The sequence below is a fragment of the Citrobacter sp. Cpo100 genome (genome assembly GCF_030332595.1).
In the GTDB taxonomy this organism is placed as follows: domain Bacteria; phylum Pseudomonadota; class Gammaproteobacteria; order Enterobacterales; family Enterobacteriaceae; genus Citrobacter; species Citrobacter portucalensis.
Genome location: NZ_JAOWHM010000026.1, coordinates 106920 through 122886, shown reverse-complemented (window position 1 = coordinate 122886; position 15967 = coordinate 106920). Strand labels below are relative to the sequence as shown.

General features: G+C 53.8%; 18 protein-coding genes. 6 read left to right on the top strand and 12 right to left on the bottom strand.

Annotation, left to right across the window (positions count from 1 at the left end; genetic code table 11):
* Positions 1-6: 6 nt before the first annotated feature.
* A complete protein-coding gene (gene diaA, locus OGX96_RS04090; RefSeq protein WP_003024948.1) occupies positions 7-597 on the top strand; it encodes a DnaA initiator-associating protein DiaA in 591 nt (196 codons plus the stop codon).
* 9 nt (positions 598-606) lie between these two features.
* On the top strand, positions 607-1182 hold the full coding sequence (gene dolP, locus OGX96_RS04085) for a division/outer membrane stress-associated lipid-binding lipoprotein (RefSeq protein ID WP_008785904.1): 576 nt from the start codon (positions 607-609) through the stop codon (positions 1180-1182).
* Positions 1183-1266: 84 nt separating this feature from the next.
* Here the strand turns inward: dolP and OGX96_RS04080 are convergent, their stop codons facing one another.
* Positions 1267-1902 carry an NAD(P)H-binding protein gene (locus OGX96_RS04080; RefSeq protein WP_003828632.1) on the bottom strand — a complete coding sequence of 212 codons (636 nt, stop codon included), beginning with the start codon at positions 1900-1902 and terminating at the stop codon, positions 1267-1269.
* Positions 1903-1938: 36 nt separating this feature from the next.
* Positions 1939-2367, bottom strand: a complete 429-nt coding sequence (locus OGX96_RS04075; RefSeq protein ID WP_003828634.1) for a YhbP family protein — start codon at positions 2365-2367, stop codon at positions 1939-1941.
* 52 nt (positions 2368-2419) lie between these two features.
* On the opposite strand from OGX96_RS04075, the gene OGX96_RS04070 reads away from it, so the two are divergent.
* Positions 2420-2710, top strand: coding sequence for a GIY-YIG nuclease family protein (locus tag OGX96_RS04070; RefSeq protein WP_032945094.1), 291 nt, complete (start codon positions 2420-2422; stop codon positions 2708-2710).
* Here the strand turns inward: OGX96_RS04070 and OGX96_RS04065 are convergent.
* Positions 2707-3210 carry a GNAT family N-acetyltransferase gene (locus OGX96_RS04065; protein ID WP_008785907.1) on the bottom strand — a complete coding sequence of 168 codons (504 nt, stop codon included), beginning with the start codon at positions 3208-3210 and terminating at the stop codon, positions 2707-2709. The two genes, OGX96_RS04070 and OGX96_RS04065, sit on opposite strands and share 4 nt — an antisense overlap.
* Complete coding sequence (ubiT, locus tag OGX96_RS04060; RefSeq protein ID WP_286582291.1) at positions 3204-3728, bottom strand: ubiquinone anaerobic biosynthesis accessory factor UbiT; 525 nt, start codon at positions 3726-3728, stop codon at positions 3204-3206. Before ubiT ends, OGX96_RS04065 begins: the two co-directional genes overlap by 7 nt.
* A 220-nt stretch (positions 3729-3948) precedes the next feature.
* Here ubiT and ubiU point away from each other — a divergent pair, with 220 nt between their 5' ends.
* The 3 genes from ubiU to OGX96_RS04045 all read left to right on the top strand — a co-directional run bounded on the left by ubiU (position 3949) and on the right by OGX96_RS04045 (position 7017).
* Complete coding sequence (gene ubiU, locus OGX96_RS04055) at positions 3949-4944, top strand: ubiquinone anaerobic biosynthesis protein UbiU (protein WP_003024971.1); 996 nt, start codon at positions 3949-3951, stop codon at positions 4942-4944.
* An 8-nt stretch (positions 4945-4952) separates the two neighbouring features.
* A complete protein-coding gene (locus OGX96_RS04050; protein WP_416665113.1) occupies positions 4953-5831 on the top strand; it encodes a U32 family peptidase in 879 nt (292 codons plus the stop codon).
* Between the two features lie 178 nt (positions 5832-6009).
* On the top strand, positions 6010-7017 hold the full coding sequence (locus tag OGX96_RS04045; RefSeq protein ID WP_071446013.1) for a luciferase-like monooxygenase: 1008 nt from the start codon (positions 6010-6012) through the stop codon (positions 7015-7017).
* An 88-nt stretch (positions 7018-7105) separates the two neighbouring features.
* Here OGX96_RS04045 and mtr read toward each other — a convergent pair whose 3' ends face one another.
* The 8 genes from mtr to rbfA form a co-directional block, all read right to left on the bottom strand.
* Entirely contained in the window at positions 7106-8350 is a 1245-nt protein-coding gene (gene mtr, locus OGX96_RS04040; RefSeq protein WP_003828642.1) for a tryptophan permease, read from the bottom strand.
* Positions 8351-8496: 146 nt separating this feature from the next.
* The gene (locus OGX96_RS04035; protein ID WP_003828643.1) at positions 8497-10425 is read right to left on the bottom strand and encodes a DEAD/DEAH family ATP-dependent RNA helicase; all 1929 of its coding nucleotides are present in this window, start codon (positions 10423-10425) and stop codon (positions 8497-8499) included.
* A complete protein-coding gene (yrbN, locus tag OGX96_RS04030; RefSeq protein WP_010723222.1) occupies positions 10418-10498 on the bottom strand; it encodes a protein YrbN in 81 nt (26 codons plus the stop codon). Before yrbN ends, OGX96_RS04035 begins: the two co-directional genes overlap by 8 nt.
* Positions 10499-10604: 106 nt before the next feature.
* On the bottom strand, positions 10605-11489 hold the full coding sequence (gene nlpI / locus OGX96_RS04025; RefSeq protein WP_003024982.1) for a lipoprotein NlpI: 885 nt from the start codon (positions 11487-11489) through the stop codon (positions 10605-10607).
* Between the two features lie 109 nt (positions 11490-11598).
* Positions 11599-13731: a polyribonucleotide nucleotidyltransferase gene (gene pnp, locus OGX96_RS04020; protein WP_008785911.1), complete on the bottom strand. Its 2133-nt coding sequence runs from the start codon at positions 13729-13731 to the stop codon at positions 11599-11601.
* Positions 13732-13977: 246 nt separating this feature from the next.
* Positions 13978-14247: a 30S ribosomal protein S15 gene (rpsO, locus tag OGX96_RS04015; RefSeq protein ID WP_000059465.1), complete on the bottom strand. Its 270-nt coding sequence runs from the start codon at positions 14245-14247 to the stop codon at positions 13978-13980.
* Positions 14248-14520: 273 nt separating this feature from the next.
* Positions 14521-15465 (bottom strand): tRNA pseudouridine(55) synthase TruB, encoded by a 945-nt coding sequence (gene truB, locus OGX96_RS04010; RefSeq protein ID WP_048225707.1) that lies wholly within the window; start codon positions 15463-15465, stop codon positions 14521-14523.
* Positions 15465-15869 carry a 30S ribosome-binding factor RbfA gene (rbfA, locus tag OGX96_RS04005; RefSeq protein ID WP_003024988.1) on the bottom strand — a complete coding sequence of 135 codons (405 nt, stop codon included), beginning with the start codon at positions 15867-15869 and terminating at the stop codon, positions 15465-15467. The genes truB and rbfA overlap by 1 nt, the downstream gene beginning before the upstream one ends.
* Between the last annotated feature and the right edge of the window lie 98 nt (positions 15870-15967).

Genomic DNA, 15967 nt, shown 5'->3' with positions numbered 1-15967 from the left:
ATTAGCGTGTTAGATAGAATTAAAGTCTGCTTTACAGAAAGCATTCAAACTCAGATAGCTGCGGCTGAAGCACTTCCGGATGCGATCTCCCGTGCCGCCATGACGCTGGTTCAGTCCCTGCTCAATGGCAACAAAATTCTCTGTTGTGGTAATGGGACGTCCGCTGCCAACGCACAGCATTTTGCTGCCAGCATGATCAATCGTTTTGAAACAGAACGCCCAAGTTTACCTGCGATTGCACTAAATACTGATAATGTGGTCTTAACTGCGATTGCCAACGATCGCCTGCACGACGAAGTTTATGCAAAACAAGTCCGTGCGCTGGGACATGCAGGTGATGTTCTGCTGGCAATCTCTACGCGTGGTAATAGCCGCGATATCGTAAAAGCCGTTGAAGCCGCCGTGACACGCGACATGACAATCGTCGCGCTGACCGGGTATGACGGAGGGGAACTGGCCGGATTACTGGGGCCACAGGATGTTGAAATCCGTATACCCTCACACCACAGCGCCCGCGTTCAGGAAATGCACATGCTGACGGTCAACTGCCTTTGCGATCTTATCGATAACACGCTTTTCCCTCACCAGGATGATTAAGGAGTACACATGAAGGCATTTTCGCCGCTTGCTGTGATTATCGCTGCACTGCTGCTGCAAGGCTGTGTCGCTGCCGCCGTTGTTGGAACTGCAGCTGTCGGGACTAAAGCCGCGACGGATCCTCGTAGTGTCGGCACCCAGGTTGATGACAGTACCCTGGAATTACGCGTCAATACGGCGTTGTCGAAAGATGCCCAGATCAAGAAAGAAGCGCGAATCAACGTGAGCGCATATCAGGGTAAAGTGCTGCTGGTCGGCCAGTCGCCGAATAGCGAACTGTCTGCACGTGCAAAACAGATTGCGATGGGCGTAGAAGGTACGACTGAGGTCTTTAATGAGATCCGTCAGGGCCAGCCAATCGGTCTGGGCGATGCGTCCAACGATACCTGGATAACCACCAAAGTACGTTCCCAGTTACTGACCAGCGATCAGGTGAAATCCTCTAACGTGAAAGTAACGACTGAGAACGGAGAAGTGTTCCTGTTAGGTCTGGTGACCGAGCGTGAAGCGAAGGCGGCGGCGGATATCGCCAGCCGGGTAAGCGGCGTGAAACGCGTCACGACGGCCTTTACGTTTATTAAGTAACACGCCTGTAGATGGCATCTTATCCGGCCTACAGAACGTAATCGTTTGTAGGCCGGATAAGCGTCAGCGCCATCCGGCATTTTTTTATTTAGCCCTTTCGCGTAGCTCGGAAGAGGTCAGGATCGAAACCCCTTCATGCCCAGGCGCCAACGCTTCTGCCAGCATTGCCCGCGCAACATCGCGCGCTTCAATCGACTTCCAGTTACCCGGCAGCAGCCTGAACAACGGCGCTAAAAACATCTCATTCGTCCGCTGTTTGTCCCTATCACCCAGTAGCATTGAAGGCCGGACAATCGTCAGCCGTGGCCAATTCTGCGCGATCAGCGCCTGCTCCATTTCACCTTTCACCCGATTATAAAAAAACGGTGAATTCGCATTGGCGCCCATCGAACTCACCACCAGCATATGCTGGGCGCCTAACCTACGTCCCGTCAGGGCTGTATCTACCACCAGCGTATAGTCAGCATGGATAAACGCCTCTTTGCTGCCCGCTTCACGCCGGGTAGTCCCCAAACAACAAAAGACAATATCGACCGGATCGGTGACCTGTGCCAGAGCATCGGTTAGCTGCGGATCATGGGGGTTATAGATACCAACCGTATCTGCCAGCGGTCGACGCGTTGGTGCCGTGATGGCATTGACCCGGGGTTCATTGAGCAACATACGCAGCAAATGTCCGCCCACCAGCCCCGTGGCTCCCGTTATTAACACCTGACTCATCGCTTATCTTCCCCAGGTCTTCAATCACTGTTCTAACTATAGATCACGCAGCCAGTGCATCTTTTTACCGAAGCCCAGCGTGTTGTCCGTAAATTTGACTTCATCCAGTCGAATCTCCCATACGGGCGCTGGCAGCATTCTGGCGACGGGGAAACGGCGGTTGTAGGCTTTACGCGCGTCTTCGCTCTCCTGCCCTTCAAGACGCCGGATTTCCCCTTTAAACTGTACGCCACGAATCAGAGCGACGGTTTTAGGCTGACCGTTTACTGTACCGGCAATCGGTGCGCGTGGTCCGGACATCTGCGCATGCCGCGTTTTCTCTTCGGTCAGCACATAGAACACCATCTTCTGCGCATCAAACAGGTAAAACGCATTGGCGCACCACAATTCACCTTCATGGTGTACGCACCAGGTCACGACGTGCTGTTTTGCCAGCCAGCGAGACACCGCAGTCAGTGTTTCCATTTCTGTTCTCTTTTATACTGTAGGCCTGAAAATTATCACGTCGATGGTAACAATGACACCCTGGTATCTGTACCTGATCCGTACCGCAGACAACGCCTTATACACCGGAATAACCACCGATGTGCAGCGCCGCTATAAGCAGCATCAAAGTGGGAAAGGCGCGAAGGCGCTACGCGGAAAGGGGGAACTCACGTTGGCATTTGCGGCGCAGGTCGGCGACCGTTCGCTGGCCCTGCGCATAGAGTATCGCGTTAAACAGCTCACCAAGCGGCAGAAAGAGCGCCTTGTCGAAGGCGAAGGGTTTGAGGCGCTATTAAGCAGCCTGCAAACCCCGGAAGCTTAAAAGCGATTGAAGTGGTCGTGGTATTCCACAAGTCCCGTCACGCCATCCAGCGCATCGTCCGCCAGGCGATGAACCTGGAACGCGCTTTCGGTGCCCGGCCAGCGGCAACGCAGGTCATGATGGGCCGCCAGCTCAAAGCCAAAGCGGCTGTACAGGGCCGGATCCCCCAGCGTAACCACCGCTGCGTAGCCAAACTCGTTCAGTGAATCGAGTCCTTCATAGACCAGCTGACGCGCCAGGCCCTGCCCCCGGTAGTTTTCATCCACCGCGAGCGGCGCCATGCCGACCCATTGCAGATCTTCACCCTGAACATCGACTGGGCTGAACGCGACGTAACCCACTACCTGACCTTCGTCATCGGTAGCAACCAGACCCAGCGTTAAGAAACCATCTTCACGCAGGTCGTGCACTAATTTCGCTTCCGCATCGCTCTCAAATGAACGGCGCAGCAGCGCATCAATACCAGGGGCATCAATGGGAATTTCAACTCGAATCAGCATGGCTCACCTACCGAGGTCTGTTTGGTTTCTGGCGACGTTTTCATCCCCGCCTCAACAAAATCCGCCAACTGCATCAGCATGACGCGCAACGCTTTAGGCATCTGCTCCACTTCGATGGCATCCATCAGATTTTTTACGTATAGCCCTAATTCTGTATCACCTTCAATCACCAGGCGACGCTGGAAGAAAAGCGTATCTGGATCCTGCTTGCGGGCCACGATCATCAGGAGATCGCTGGCATCGGCGCTAAAACTTACATCCGCATCTGCATTCTGGCTGACGATAAGTTTATCGTTCTCAACAGAGGTATACCATTTGAGGTCAATGTCACGCACATGAATGCTCAGCCAGCGACCTTCGAGAAACTCCAGCTCCCCATCGGCCAGCGCCTGACTAAACTGCCAGCTCAGGACCTGTTCCAGAACCTGGCGCTTCAGCGCAAAGGGCGTCAGTTTAACTGGTACACTCATCAGAGAAGGACCAAATTGTACTAAGCGTGAACGCAGTTTATCCAACACGAGCTTTACTCCCTGTTTCAATAGTCCTGCTATTTTGCCATATCAAATAAACGACATAGCGGCATAAATCAACAATTCGATGCGAAATTGTTACCTCTTTATTGGTGTCACCAATACGACTTTAACTGCCTCAAATCAAAAATTGTCTCAGCAAGGTTAACTAAAATCCCCATTCGTTAACATTTCTGCGCCCATCACGGCGCAACGTTCAGGATAAATTATGGAGCTGCTCTGCCCTGCCGGAAACCTACCGGCGCTTAAGGCGGCCATCGAGAACGGCGCTGATGCTGTCTACATCGGGCTGAAAGATGATACCAACGCCCGTCATTTCGCCGGCCTTAATTTTACCGAGAAAAAATTGCAGGAAGCGGTGAGTTTTGTCCATCAGCACCGCCGTAAGCTGCACATTGCGATTAACACCTTTGCGCACCCGGATGGTTACGCGCGCTGGCAACGTGCCGTTGATATGGCAGCGCAACTGGGTGCAGACGCGCTGATCCTTGCCGACCTCGCCATGCTTGAGTATGCCGCAGAGCGCTACCCGCATATTGAGCGCCATGTCTCTGTTCAGGCATCTGCAACCAATGAAGAGGCAATTAATTTCTATCATCGCAACTTTGACGTCGCCCGCGTGGTGCTGCCGCGCGTGCTGTCTATTCATCAGGTGAAGCAGCTTGCTCGCGTCACACCTGTTCCCCTGGAAGTGTTCGCCTTCGGTAGCCTGTGCATTATGGCGGAAGGCCGTTGCTATCTTTCGTCCTATCTGACGGGTGAGTCTCCTAACACGGTTGGTGCCTGCTCACCTGCCCGTTTTGTCCGCTGGCAACAGACCCAACAGGGGCTGGAATCCCGTCTTAATGAAGTGCTGATCGACCGCTATCAGGACGGGGAAAACGCCGGTTATCCGACGCTATGCAAAGGCCGCTATCTGGTTGACGGCGAGCGTTATCATGCGCTGGAAGAACCCACCAGCCTGAACACGCTGGAGCTGCTGCCGGAACTGCTGGCAGCCAATATTGCCTCGGTGAAAATCGAAGGTCGTCAGCGTAGTCCGGCCTATGTCAGCCAGGTGGCGAAAGTGTGGCGTCAGGCGATCGACCGCTGTATGGCCGACCCGCAAAACTACGTCCCGCAGGCCGCGTGGATGGAAACGCTCGGTTCTATGTCCGAAGGCACACAGACCACGCTTGGCGCGTATCACCGTAAATGGCAGTGAGAGAAGCAATGAAATATTCCTTAGGGCCGGTGCTGTGGTACTGGCCGAAAGAAACGCTGGAAGATTTTTATCAGCAGGCTGCCGTAAGCCAGGCCGACGTTATCTATCTTGGTGAAGCGGTATGCAGTAAACGCCGTGCCACCAAAGTGGGCGACTGGCTCGATATGGCGAAATCGCTCGCTGGCAGCGGTAAACAGGTTGTGCTGTCAACACTGGCGCTGGTACAGGCCTCTTCTGAACTGGGAGAGCTGAAGCGCTATGTCGAAAACGGTGACTTCCTGCTGGAAGCCAGCGATCTCGGCGTAGTAAACATGTGCGCCGAGCGTAAGCTGCCGTTTGTCGCCGGGCATGCGCTCAACTGCTACAACGCGGTTACCCTGCGTATTCTGCTCAAACAAGGCATGGTGCGCTGGTGTATGCCGGTAGAGCTTTCCCGCGACTGGCTGGCAAACTTGCTCAACCAGTGTGATGAGCTGGGTATTCGCAATCAGTTTGAAGTAGAAGTGCTGAGCTACGGGCATCTGCCGCTGGCGTACTCTGCCCGCTGCTTTACCGCACGCTCTGAAGACCGTCCAAAAGACGAGTGTGAAACCTGCTGCATAAAATACCCGAACGGGCGCGATGTGCTGTCGCAGGAGAATCAGCAGGTCTTTGTCCTTAACGGGATCCAGACCATGAGCGGCTATGTTTACAACCTCGGCAACGAACTGACATCGATGCAGGGGCTGGTTGATATTGTGCGTCTGTCCCCTTCAGGCACTGAAACATTCGCCATGCTCGACGCCTTCCGCGCCAATGAAAATGGCACGGCCCCATTACCGCTTGCCGCCCACAGTGACTGTAACGGCTACTGGAAGCGACTGGCTGGACTGGAGCTGCAGGCCTAGCCGGATGCGACATAAATGCCTTATCGGGCCTACAAATAGCGATCCCGTAGGCCCGATAAGCGCAGCGCCATCGGACATGTTATATTCGGTGCCCGCCGTATAAAGCTCACTTTGTTAACAACATTCGCTAATCTTTAATGCAGTATTAAAAGATTAACCGGTAACAAAGTGAGCCGTTATGACTGACAAAACTATTCCGTTCTCGGTGCTGGATCTGGCGCCGATCCCTGAAGGATCCTCGGCAAAAGAGGCCTTCACACACTCGCTTGATCTCGCTCAACTGGCTGAAAAGCGCGGCTACCACCGCTATTGGCTGGCGGAACATCACAACATGACCGGCATCGCCAGCGCAGCAACCTCAGTGCTGATTGGTTTTCTGGCTGCCAATACCACTACGCTGCATCTCGGGTCTGGCGGCGTGATGCTGCCTAACCATTCGCCGCTGGTGATCGCCGAGCAGTTCGGTACCCTGAACACGCTATATCCGGGACGAATCGATCTCGGGCTTGGTCGCGCACCGGGTAGCGATCAACCAACCATGCGCGCACTGCGCCGCCATATGAGCGGTGATATCGATAACTTCCCACGCGACGTCGCTGAACTGGTGGACTGGTTCGACGCCCGCGATCCTAATCCCCATGTACGCCCGGTTCCCGGCTACGGCGAGCAGATCCCGGTCTGGTTATTAGGCTCCAGCCTGTACAGTGCACAACTGGCGGCCCAGCTTGGTCTGCCGTTTGCCTTCGCCTCGCACTTTGCCCCGGATATGCTGCATCAGGCGCTGCATCTGTATCGCACCCAATTCAAACCCTCAGCGCGGCTGGCAAAACCGTATGCGATGGTGTGCATCAACATTATTGCCGCCGACAGCAATCGCGACGCCGAGTTTCTTTTCACCTCCATGCAGCAGGCATTTGTGAAGCTGCGTCGTGGCGAAACCGGCCAGCTACCGCCGCCGGTAGAGAATATGCAGCAGCTGTGGTCCGCTTCTGAGCAGTACGGCGTACAACAGGCGCTGAGCATGTCGCTGGTCGGTGATAAGGCAAAAGTGCGGCATGGTCTCGACGCCATTTTGCGTGAAACCCAGGCTGATGAGATTATGGTTAACGGCCAGATTTTTGATCATCAGGCACGTCTACATTCGTTTGATTTGGCGATGGATGTGAAGCAGGAATTATTGGGGTAGTACTATTTGTGCCGGATGGCGGCAGCGCCTTATCCGGCCTACTCAATCTCTGTGGGCCCGGTAAGCGTAGCGCCACCGGGCAATTGTTCTACTGGTATACAGGCAACAGATTCACGCTCGACAGAATATGGATAACCGCGTTGCCGATACCGAATACCAGGATCAGCGCAATCATCGGCTTGCCGCCCCAGACACGGAATTTCGGGCTACCGAAACGCTCGCGGGATTTACGTGCCAGCAGCGCCGGAACAATGGCGGCCCAGATGGTTGCCGCGAGTCCTGCATAGCCAATGGCGTACAGGAAACCGTTCGGCCACAGCAAGCCACCGATAATTGGTGGGACAAACGTCAGCAATGCCGTTTTGAAACGTCCCATTGCCGAGTCATCAAAGCCAAACAGATCCGCCAGATAGTCAAACAGACCGAGCGTAACGCCGAGGAATGAACTCGCCACCGCAAAGTTGGAGAACACCACCAGCAGCAGATCCAGACTGCGGCTGTTTAGTACACCGCTCAGCGCCTGTACCAGCACATCAATGTTACCGCCCTGCTGCGCAATACCGATAAACTCCGGACGCGGAATATTACCCATCGTCCCCAGCAACCATACGGTATACAGCACCAGCGCCAGCAGCGTGCCGTACACCAGACACTTAACGATGGTCTTCGGATCTTTACCGTAGTACTTCATCAGGCTCGGGACGTTGCCGTGATAGCCGAATGAGGCCAGACAGAACGGCAGCGTCATCAGCAGGTACGGCGTATACGAAGCATTGCTTTCCGCCACGTTAAACAACGTTGTGGGCTGAACGTGTCCCAATAAGCTGCCGAAGGTCAGGAAAAAGGTAATCACCTTCGCGCCCAGCACAATCGCCGTCATGCGGCTCACCGCTTTGGTACTTAACCACACCACAAACGCCACCAGCAACGCAAAGCCAAGACCTGCCGCACGCGCCGGAACGTTCAACGACATCTCCGAGAAGGTGTGATGCAGGATTGACCCGCTCGCCGAGATATACGCGTAGGTCAGAATATAGAGAACGAAAGCAATCGAGATGCCGTTCACCACGTTCCAGCCTTTGCCCAGCAGATCTTTGGTAATGGTGTCGAAGCTGGAGCCAATGCGGTAATTGAGGTTAGCTTCAAGGATCATCAGCCCGGAGTGCAGCATGCAGAACCAGGTGAAGATCAGCGCTGCCATTGACCAGAAGAACCACGCCCCGGACATGACCACTGGCAGAGAAAACATCCCCGCGCCAATAATGGTGCCGCCGATGATCACCACGCCGCCGAGCAGCGAAGGTGACGTTTGGGTGGTGGTTAGTGTTGCCATTTAGCCATCTCTCCAGTCATTTATATTGTGACTACATCTCAATGTGATGCACTGTACCAGTACACGAGTACAATTGAAATAAAAAAAGCCCCGATTGTTGAGATCGGGGCCGTATATTTTACTTTACAGCTATAAAGCTAAAAGGCTTATGCATCACCGCCGAAACGACGACGACCAGCAGAATCATCACGACGCGGAGCAGAAGAATCGTCACGACGCGGACCACGGTTGCCTTCACGACGTTCGCCGCTGAAACGACGACCATCGCCACGACCGCCTTCACGACGTTCACCGCTAAAGTTACGACCTTCACCGCGACCGCCTTCACGACGCTCACCGCTGAAACGACCACCGCCACGACGCTCACCACCGGTGTGCGGAACTGCATCGCCAACCAGCTGCATGTTCATCGGCTTGTTCAGGATGCGAGTACGGGTAAAGTGCTGCAGCACGTCGCCCGGCATACCTTTCGGCAGTTCGATGGTGGAGTGGGAAGCAAACAGCTTGATGTTACCGATGTAACGGCTGCTGATATCACCTTCGTTAGCAATCGCACCAACGATATGACGAACTTCAACACCGTCATCACGGCCCACTTCAATGCGGTACAGCTGCATGTCACCAACATCACGACGTTCACGACGCGGACGGTCTTCACCACCACGGTCATTACGGTCACGAGGGCCACGATCGTTGCGGTCACGCGGACCACGGTCATCACGGTCGCGGAATTCGCGTTTCGGACGCATCGGCGCATCTGGCGGCAGGATCAGAGGACGTTCGCCCTGAGCCATTTTCAGCAGTGCAGCTGCCAGCGTTTCGATATCCAGCTCTTCTTCCGGCTGCATTTTCGCCAGCAGAGCACGGTACTGATCCAGATCGCTGCTTTCCAGCTGCTGCTGAACTTTAGCAGCGAATTTTTCCAGACGGCGTTTGCCCAGCAGATCTGCGTTCGGCAGTTCTACTTCCGGAATAGTCAGCTTCATGGTGCGTTCGATGTTACGCAGCAGACGACGCTCGCGGTTCTCAACGAACAGCAGCGCACGACCCGCACGACCCGCACGACCGGTACGGCCGATACGGTGAACGTAAGACTCGGAATCCATCGGGATGTCGTAGTTAACAACCAGGCTGATACGCTCAACGTCCAGGCCACGGGCCGCAACGTCGGTTGCAATCAGAATATCCAGACGGCCATCTTTCAGACGCTCCAGAGTCTGCTCACGCAGGGACTGGTTCATGTCGCCGTTCAGTGCAGCGCTGCTATAACCGCTACGCTCCAGCGCTTCTGCTACTTCCAGGGTCGCATTTTTGGTACGTACGAAGATAATCGCCGCATCAAAATCTTCCGCTTCCAGAAAACGCACCAGCGCTTCATTTTTACGCATGCCCCACACAGTCCAGTAGCTCTGGCTGATGTCAGGACGGGTAGTTACGCTGGACTGAATACGTACTTCCTGCGGCTCTTTCATAAAGCGGCGGGTAATACGACGAATCGCTTCCGGCATGGTTGCAGAGAACAGAGCGGTCTGATGACCTTCCGGGATCTGTGCCATGATGGTTTCAACGTCTTCGATGAAGCCCATACGCAGCATTTCGTCAGCTTCGTCCAGTACCAGACCGCTCAGTTTGGAGAGGTCCAGAGTACCGCGCTTCAGGTGATCCAGCAGACGACCCGGCGTACCGACGACGATCTGTGGCCCCTGACGCAGGGCACGTAATTGCACGTCATAACGCTGGCCGCCGTACAGGGCAACCACGTTCACGCCGCGCATATGTTTAGAGAAATCCGTCATGGCTTCTGCTACCTGAACCGCCAGTTCGCGGGTCGGTGCCAGCACCAGAATCTGAGGTGCCTTCAGCTCAGGATCAAGATTGTTGAGCAGCGGTAAAGAGAACGCTGCGGTTTTGCCGCTACCTGTCTGGGCCATACCCAGAACATCGCGGCCGCCCAGCAGATGCGGAATGCACTCTGCCTGGATTGGAGATGGTTTTTCGTAACCCAGATCGTTAAGGGCTTCAAGGATAGGAGCCTTCAGGCCCAGATCTGCAAAAGTGGTTTCGAATTCAGCCATGTAGTACGTGTGCCTCAAAATTAATGGCGGCCAGTCTACATAACTCATCATGAAATTGATCTGCAATTTTCATTGAAAAGTGTGAACCGGCTCAAAGTAGGTGTATTAACGAACAACAACGCCCTCACCCGTGAAGGTGATGGCAATCAAAAAAGATTACGGGCTGATGTGTACGTCAGCTATTGCTGGTCCGATTCTGCCAGGTCATCTTGGTCCTGGCCCAGGAGCGATAATTCCAACAATGCGTATCGGTGCTCAACAAAGTTATGAACGTTGTTAGCCACCGCCAGTTTGAACAATGCCGTAGCGTTGTCCAAATCCCCCAGACTTAGGTAGTACTTACCTAAATAGAAGTTGGTTTCACTGAGATGCTCAGCGAGCGAGGTGTTATCCGTTGCGTCCGCCTTCAGGCGTTCCATCAGCGTTGCTTCGCTAATGTTGCCCAGGTAGAACTCGACAATGTTCCATCCCCATTGCTCTTTATCCGATTTCTCAAAGCGTTGCTTCAACGCTTCTTTAGCCTGCTTCTCATCGAGCTTCTGCTCGGCAAGATAAAGCCACAGACTACGGAAAGGATCATTGGGATCGTCTTGATAAAACGCTAGCAGATCATCTTGCGCTAACTTGTCGCGACCGCCGTAATACAATGCGATACCGCGATTTAAGTGCGCGTAGTTGTAAGTTGGATCAAGCTCAAGTACAGAATCAAACGCTTCATAGGCAGCATCAAAATTGCCTGCCTGCGTTAAATATATACCTAAGTAATTGAATACTTCAGGCATATCTGGTCGGATTGCCAGCGCTTGTGAAAAATCATTTCGCGCCAATGCCCTCAGACCGAGACTATCATACAACACTCCGCGCTCATATAAAAGCTGTGCGCGTTCGTCATCGGTTAAAGCCCGACTGGCAAGAATTTGTTCCATACGTGCCAGAATCACTTCCTGCTGCAAAGTCGGTTGCAATGGTACTGCGAGGACTTCACTCTTTCGCCAGGCGGAATTACTGCATCCAGCCAGCGTGAGTGCTGTCGCAACGAAACACCAGCGCAAAAAAGGCTTCATTTCCCACTCCCGAAGACAACGATTGAATGAACGTCCAGGTTCCCCGGTTGCTAACAAGGCATCCTGCCGGGTTAAAGGCCCTCCGCTTTCACGGAGGGCAATGGCAACCTTACTCGCCCTGGCTTGCCGGAGCTTCCGGTTCGCCTGCAGGCTGAGACTGCTCAGTTGCTTCTTTAATGCTCAGACGCACACGGCCCTGGCGATCAACTTCCAGAACTTTGACCGGTACTTCCTGGCCCATCTGCAGGTAGTCGGTCACTTTCTCAACGCGCTTATCAGCGATCTGAGAGATGTGTACCAGACCTTCTTTACCGCCACCGATGGCAACGAATGCGCCAAAGTCAACGATACGGGTCACTTTACCATTGTAGATACGGCCTACTTCGATCTCTGCGGTGATCTCTTCGATACGACGGATAGCATATTTCGCTTTCTCACCGTCGGTCGCAGCAATCTTCACGGTGCCATCATCTTCGATTTCAATGGTGGTGCCGGTTTCTTCGGTCAGAGCACGGATAACAGAACCGCCTTTACCGATAACGTCTTTGATCTTGTCCGGGCTGATCTTGATAGTGTGGATACGCGGAGCGAACTGAGAAATATCGCCACGCGGAGCGTTGATCGCTTGTTCCATCACACCCAGGATGTGCAGACGCGCACCTTTAGCCTGGTTCAGAGCAACCTGCATGATTTCTTTGGTGATACCTTCAATTTTGATATCCATCTGCAGTGCAGAGATACCGTCGCGGGAACCCGCCACTTTGAAGTCCATATCGCCCAGGTGGTCTTCGTCGCCCAGAATGTCAGACAGAACAACAAAGTTGTCGCCTTCTTTCACCAGACCCATCGCGATACCCGCAACGGCTGCTTTGATCGGCACGCCTGCGTCCATCAGCGCCAGGGAAGCACCACATACGGAAGCCATGGAAGAAGAACCGTTAGATTCGGTGATTTCAGAAACCACACGCACGGTGTACGGGAATTTATCCAGTTCCGGCATTACTGCCAGTACGCCACGCTTAGCCAGACGACCATGACCAATCTCACGACGCTTCGGAGAACCGACCATACCGGTTTCACCTACGCAGTACGGAGGGAAGTTGTAGTGGAACAGGAAGTTGTCAGTACGCTCGCCCATCAGTTCGTCGAGGTTCTGCGCATCACGCGTGGTGCCCAGGGTCGCAGTAACCAGCGCCTGAGTTTCGCCACGGGTGAACAGTGCGGAACCGTGGGTACGCGGCAGAACGCCAGTACGCACGTCCAGGCCACGGATCATGTCTTTTTCACGGCCATCGATGCGCGGCTCGCCTGCCAGTACGCGGCTACGAACAACGTTTTTCTCGATAGCGTGCAGGATTTCACCCAGTTCGTTAGCGTCCAGGGTTTCGTCTTCAGCCACCAGAGTCGCGATGGTTTCAGATTTGATCACGTCAACCTGAGCATAACGCTCTTGTTTGTCAGTGATACGGTAAGCATCGCTCAGGCGAGCTTCCGCCAGTGCGGCAACGCGTGCATTCAGCGCTTCGTTGACGGCTTCTGGCTGCCAGTCCCAACGCGGTTTGCCAGCTTCTTTCGCCAGCTCGTTGATCGCCTGAATCACAACCTGCTGCTGTTCGTGACCGAACACAACAGCGCCCAGCATCTGATCTTCGCTCAGCAGTTCAGCTTCGGATTCAACCATCAGTACGGCTGCTTCAGTACCTGCAACAACCAGGTCCAGCTTGCTTTCTTTCAGTTCGTCCTGAGTCGGGTTCAGTACGTACTGGTCATTGATGTAACCAACACGTGCAGCACCGATCGGGCCGTTGAATGGGATACCAGACAGAGTCAGCGCAGCAGATGCACCAATCATTGCCACGATGTCCGGGTTAACCTGCGGGTTAACGGAAACAACGGTCGCGATAACCTGAACTTCGTTAACGAAGCCTTCCGGGAACAGCGGGCGAACCGGGCGGTCAATCAGACGCGCGATCAGAGTTTCGCCTTCGCTCGGACGGCCTTCACGACGGAAGAAGCTACCCGGGATACGGCCAGCAGCGTAGGTACGCTCCTGATAGTTAACGGTCAGCGGGAAAAAGTCCTGGCCTGGTTTCGCTTTTTTCTGACCAACAACGGTAACGAATACCGCGGTGTCATCCATGCTAACCATAACAGCGGCAGTCGCCTGACGCGCCATCATGCCGGTTTCCAGCGTAACGGTATGCTGACCGTACTGGAATTTACGAACGATCGGATTAAGCAAAATAATATCCTTTCTCTATTTTTTGACGGCACATTTTTGCGCCATCGTTAATACCCGATCTTCTGCGCATCCTCGCGACTAATGACAACCCTAACCCATAAGCATGAGTAAAGCCTCTCATTAGCCGCGCGAACCTCTGCAACGGAAGATCATTCATAGCAACAATACATTAGTTTCCAGCGAATTGCTGCCATCTGCTGGAAAAAAGGGGCCATGAAGGCCCCCTCTTTCTGAAACTCGAAAGAATTAGCGACGCAGGCCCAGACGCTCGATCAGCGCGGTGTAACGTGCAACATCTTTACGTTTCAGGTAGTCGAGCAGTTTACGACGCTGAGAAACCATGCGCAGCAGACCACGACGGCTGTGGTGATCTTTTTTGTGCTCTGCAAAGTGGCCCTGCAGGTGGTTAATCTGTGCAGTCAACAGAGCAACCTGAACATCGGTAGAACCGGTGTCGTTTGCATCACGACCAAACTCAGAAACGATTTTAGCGGTAGCTTCAGTACTTAGAGACATTTTAAAACTCCAAAGTGATAAGAATGAAAGGATGCCGATCTCTAATTCAGCTATCCCAGTGTATACACTTTATCCTTCAAACTGACTCTGCGTTGGCTGCGTCCGCTCACCTCAGTCACTTACCTAAGTAAGCTCCTGAGGATCCTCAGACTTGCCGCCTTGATGCAGCTCGAATGATTTTGTGTATACGCCACGCGGATTGTTAAACAATTCACGCGACGTTAAGCGGCAGTATTCTACTCGCAGCGCCCTTTTATCGCAAGACAGAGAGCGCTATGCAGGATACTCAACCACCAGGCGGCGGGGGGCGACACGACCTTCATCGTCCATCTCCCCCATGCCAATAAACTTGTCGTCATCGCCTTCCGTCACGCGTACCAGCCCTTCCAGCGGGGCGCCTGTCGTCCGTACCGGATTACCATTTTTAAAGTAAACCGACGATGTTAAAGGCAAATTAACAACAGGATAGTCCGATGCCGGACTGTCCATTGGCATCAGCAAAGGATCAAGCAACTGAGCCGCCGGAATGTTCTGCTGTTCTGCCTGTTCAACCAGCTCACGCAGGTGTTCCAGTGTGACCATACGATCCACCGGATACTTGCTGACCGTCAGACGACGCAGATACGTTACGTGCGCGCCGCAGCCCAGCTTCTCACCGAGATCGTCAACGATGGTACGAATATAGGTGCCTTTGGAGCAGTGAACTTCCAGCTCCAGTTCGTTACCTTCATGACGGATAAACAGCAGCTCATAGACGGTAATCGGGCGCGCTTCACGCGGCACTTCAATGCCCTGACGCGCATATTCGTACAGCTTCTTACCCTGATACTTCAGCGCCGAATACATCGACGGAATCTGCTCGATATCGCCGCGGAAAGTCTCCAGCGCGCTCGCCAGTTGTTCTGCGGTGAAGGTTACCGGACGCTCCTGTACGATCTGCCCATCGGCATCGGAAGTGTCAGTACGCTGGCCCAGACGGGCAACCACGCGATAGCGTTTGTCAGAATCCAGCAAATACTGTGAAAACTTTGTCGCTTCACCAAGGCAGATAGGCAGCATGCCTGTCGCCAGCGGATCCAACGCGCCGGTATGTCCCGCGCGGTTGGCATTGTAGATGCGCTTTACTTTTTGCAGCACGTCATTGCTGGACATGCCCTGCGGCTTATCCAGCAGCAGGACACCATGAATATCGCGACCACGACGACGAGGACGACTCATCAGTCCTCCTTGCTGTCGTCCGCTGGGTTCACACGACGCTCATCGTCATGTTTCACCACGCTGGTCACCAGGTTGGACATGCGCATCCCTTCAACCAACGAGTTGTCGTAGAAGAAGGTCAGCTCAGGCACGATACGCAGACGCATTGCTTTACCCAGCAGAGAGCGGATAAAACCAGAGGCTTCCTGCAGTGCCTTAATGCCGTTTTTCACGGCAGCTTCGTCCTGATCGTTGAGGAAAGTCACGAATACTTTGGCATATGCCAGATCACGGGACATCTCAACACCCGATACGGTGGTCATCATGCCAACACGCGGGTCTTTGATTTCGCGTTGCAGGATGAGTGCGATTTCTTTCTGCATCTCCTGCGCGACACGCTGCGGGCGACCAAATTCTTTCGCCATAATAAATTCTCCAGACAAAAAAGGGGCATTCAGCCCCTTTTGAAAATAATTCGGTGATTAGGCTGTAGGCCTGATAAGCGTAGCGCCATCAGGCATTA